This window comes from Desulfovibrio sp. 1188_IL3213, assembly GCF_036763145.1.
In the GTDB taxonomy this organism is placed as follows: domain Bacteria; phylum Desulfobacterota; class Desulfovibrionia; order Desulfovibrionales; family Desulfovibrionaceae; genus Desulfovibrio.
Genome location: NZ_JBAIYR010000214.1, coordinates 1 through 3,873 on the forward strand (window position 1 = coordinate 1; position 3,873 = coordinate 3,873).

The window sequence follows — 3,873 nt, forward strand, 5'->3', positions numbered from 1 at the left end:
ACTGTTACGGGCCGCCTTGGTCCTGCTCTGAAGGCTTGCCCCTGCAAGCGTGCATCCGGGCCTGTGGCATTAGCGCGCAACCCCTGCAATGCTGCCCGCGGCTGCCCTGTGAGGCCGCTTTACGGGGCTGTCGGGTGGGGCATTGCCAGAGGGCTTTCTCTGCTATAGTGTCCGTTTTGCTCGAAACGGCTTCCGGATATTCTCTCGCCGCACCGCCGGTTTTGCCGCTTCTGCAAAGGCTTTTTCGTCACGCGGCCGCCCCGGTTTTTCAACGTATTTTCTTGCTCCCTGCCGTTTCGCAACCCTGTCGGAACGGGTCCGTCCGAAACGGTTTCCCTTGGAGACATATGGATTCGCAAAAAGTATCCCCTGCCAGTGTCATAAAATCCCTGGGCCTTGTTTTTGGCGACATCGGCACAAGTCCCATATACACCCTGGCAGTCATTTTTATGATGACGGAAAGAACCGAAGCCAACTTTATCGGCATTCTTTCACTGATCATATGGACGCTGCTGTTGCTTGTAACAGTTGAGTATGCCTGGTTGGCGATGAGCCTGAGCAAGGCCGGAGAGGGCGGAACCATTGTGCTTCTTTCCATCCTGCGGCCCATGCTGCAGTCCGGAAAGAAAATAGGCGTGGCCTCGGTGCTGGCGTTTATCGGAGTTTCACTGCTTGTGGGCGATGGCGTCATTACGCCGGCCATCACCATCCTTTCGGCAGTGGAAGGGCTGGTGCTGCTGCCCGGCCTTGAAGATGTTCCGCAAGGCGCGCTGGTGGCCCTGGCCCTGCTTGTGGCCGTATTTCTTTTTTCCATTCAGAAAAACGGCAGCAGCAGGCTCTCGGCCTTTTTTGGCCCGGTCATGGCCGTGTGGTTCGGGGTTCTGGCCTGTTCCGGCCTGGCGGCGCTCAGCCAGTTTCCAGCGGTGCTCAAGGCCGTTAATCCTTGGTACGGCATTGATTTCATGCTGCGTAACGGTCTGGCGGGCTTCTTTGTGCTCTCAGAGGTCATCCTGTGCGCCACCGGCGGCGAAGCCCTGTATGCCGACATGGGGCATATGGGGCGCAAGCCCATCCTGGCCGCCTGGGGCATGGTTTTTACCGCGCTTTTGCTGTGCTACATGGGGCAGACGGCCTTTCTCGTCCATAATCCCGGCGCGAACAACGTGCTGTTTGAGATGGTTCACAGTCAGGCGCGGTGGCTGTATGCCCCGTTCCTGATATTGAGCCTTCTGGCGACCATTATTGCGTCCCAATCCCTCATCAGCGGCATTTTTTCCATTATGTACCAGAGCATGGCTACGCATATCATGCCTCTTTTCAAGGTGGATTATACCTCAAAGGAAATGCACTCGCAGATTTACATAGGCTCCGTAAACTGGGCCTTGTTCATTGCCGTGGTGCTGGTCATCATCGGCTTCAAGGAGTCGCACAGGCTCGCCGCGGCCTACGGCCTGGCCGTTACCGGAACCATGACCATCACGGGCATTCTTATGGCCTGGATATTCCACCTGAAAAAGCGCCCCTGGCTGTGCGCTACGGCAGCGGCCATCTGCGTTCTGGATGTGATCTATCTGGTGGCGAACTTTTACAAGTTGCCGCACGGGGGCTACTGGTCGCTGGTCATTGCCATGATACCCTTGGGGATCATCCTCATTTATACGCAGGGGCAGAAGGCCGTGTATCAGCGCATGCAGCCCATGCCGCAAGACGTTTTTATGGAAAAATTTACAAAGCAGAGAAAGCAGGGGCATACCATCAAGGGGACGGCCATCTTCTTTCTGCGCAGCCTGGACAACATATCGCCGTATATTTGCAGAACCATGTTTGACAACGGCATCATTTACGAACGCAACGTCATGCTCAGCATTTCGCGTACGTATGAGCCGCAAGGTCTGGAATGCCATTTTGAGGATACGCCAGTGGCGGGAATACAGGTGTTTACCGTTACCGCCGGCTATATGGAGTATATAGATATTGACGGGCTGATGGAGCAGATGGGCCTCAAGCCGCGAGCCATATTTTACGGGGTTGAGGACATATTCACCCGCTCCATTGTGTGGAAGGTCTATGCGGTCATCAAAAAGCTTGCTCCGCCTTTTGTGCAGTTTTATAAGCTGCCGCTGCATTCAGTTCACGGGGTCGTCAGCCGGATTTCACTTTAGACAGTGTCGTCACGAGCGCCTTTCCCGGTATCTCTGTGTCGAACTTCGCCTTTTATTCCGGTCGAGTACCATAAGAGTACACTCCCTGCGTAAAAGGCTCGTTCTCCTTGATATACCAAGGAAATTCATCTCGTGACGACACTGTCTAGAGCAGTTTGGCTTTGAAACTGTTCTGCGAAGGCGTGAGCAGTCGCCCGCCGCAAAGATGCAAGCGCAGCTTCAGCCGTTACGACAAAGGAAGTTACGGATGCTTCAGGAGTTGTAACGCGGGAAATTACGCTTGCAGACACCATGTGTAACGAGCGGTTTGTTTCCACACAACCACTGTCGCCATTCATAAGGCTCGCAGGCTCGCCAACGGCTGCCACGAAGACAGCAGGGCTATTTACTTGCGCGGTTAAGCATCGAAGCGAGCGTGTCTTAAACTTTGAGAATGTACATTCTCAAAGCTAATCTGCTCTATGACGGGTTTTTCTGCTCCCGGCTTTGGGCAGGGGGTGTTTCCACGGGGACACTGGCCGCCGGTGCATTTTCCACAGGAGCCTTTTCCAGACCGGGCTGTTCGGCAGGCAGTTTCGCAGGCTGGCCGGGCGCGACTTCGGTTTGCGCCGGCGCAGGGGCGTCAGCAGTGTTTGCCGGGGTTGCGGCTGTGGGCGCGGTTTGGGTCTGCGCTGCCGGAGTGCGGTTTTGTTCGTCCTGGGTGCGTTGTCCGAGCATCATCTGCCCCAGCAGGGTAATGATGAAAACAATTGCGGACATGACAATGATAACGGCCATCTTTCTTTTGTCTTGCATGAAAACCTCGCCTCGATTTTTTGCCTGCTCACGCTGATTGTTGTCCGAAAAGTCGGCTGTGTAAAGCGGTCCGGCCGGAAAAATACGCGCGGTTCGCACAGCCGCCAGGGCTTGGGGCGCGGCTGCTGTTGCGCGTATATCGTGATTGGGATATGTTGCGAGTGTGGTCCGATATATGAAAATGCCCCGGCCTCTGTGCAGGCCGGAGGTTTGAAAAGGAGAGACATATGAACGTGAAAAACGAAGAAAATATGGATACCCTGAGAGAAGAAGTGCAGGCCCTGCGCAAGCAGATCGAAACCCTTGCCAAGACCGCCGAAAAAAACGCTTCCTACCACGCGGCTTCTGTAAGTTCGCGGCTGGAAGATGAAGTTGAGAAGTATCAGAAGCTTGCGGCCGAAAAACTGCAAAAAGTCATGGCCGCCGGTGGAGACGGCGTTGAGAATGTCAGCGAACGCATCCGTCAGAACCCCCTGGGCAGCCTGCTGCTGGCCTTTGGCGCGGGGTATGCGCTTTCTCTTCTCTTCCGGCACGGCAAGTAGTATCGGGCGTGAACGGCCTTACCGAGATAGTAATCCGTTTCTTTGACCTGTTGGAGGCTGAGGGTCGGCAGCTGCGGCATCACGCGCTGCTTACGGTGCGCATGGCTGTGCTGCTGGCCCTCGGTCTGCTGTTCGGGGCTGCGGCTGTGGCCTTTCTGGTCGCGGCCCTGTATCAGGCGCTGATCGTCATCCTGCATCCGGCGTGGGTTATGGGCATTCTGGCCCTGGCCTGTGCGGGCGTTGCCGGAGGTTTGTTATGGCTGTCTCTTCCACGCAAGAAAACGCCACAGTAGACGAGGCCAAGCGTCGCCTGCGGGAAGCTGCCGCCGGCTTTGACCCGTATGCTCTGGTGCGCAAACGCCCCCTCACCTGTA

General features: G+C 55.9%; 4 protein-coding genes. 3 read left to right on the forward strand and 1 reads right to left on the reverse strand.

The annotated features are described in order from the left end of the window. The first annotated feature begins 347 nt into the window (after positions 1-347). The gene (locus V6C16_RS08965; RefSeq protein WP_333536821.1) at positions 348-2,162 is read left to right on the forward strand and encodes a KUP/HAK/KT family potassium transporter; all 1,815 of its coding nucleotides are present in this window, start codon (positions 348-350) and stop codon (positions 2,160-2,162) included. Between the two features lie 459 nt (positions 2,163-2,621). Here V6C16_RS08965 and V6C16_RS08970 read toward each other — a convergent pair whose 3' ends face one another. Beyond that, on the reverse strand, positions 2,622-2,957 hold the full coding sequence (locus V6C16_RS08970) for a hypothetical protein (protein ID WP_333536820.1): 336 nt from the start codon (positions 2,955-2,957) through the stop codon (positions 2,622-2,624). A gap of 227 nt (positions 2,958-3,184) precedes the next feature. Here V6C16_RS08970 and V6C16_RS08975 point away from each other — a divergent pair, with 227 nt between their 5' ends. Continuing rightward, positions 3,185-3,499, forward strand: a complete 315-nt coding sequence (locus V6C16_RS08975; protein ID WP_333536818.1) for a DUF883 family protein — start codon at positions 3,185-3,187, stop codon at positions 3,497-3,499. Positions 3,500-3,507: 8 nt separating this feature from the next. Further along, a complete protein-coding gene (locus V6C16_RS08980) occupies positions 3,508-3,792 on the forward strand; it encodes a hypothetical protein (protein ID WP_333536817.1) in 285 nt (94 codons plus the stop codon). The last annotated feature ends 81 nt before the right edge of the window (positions 3,793-3,873 follow it).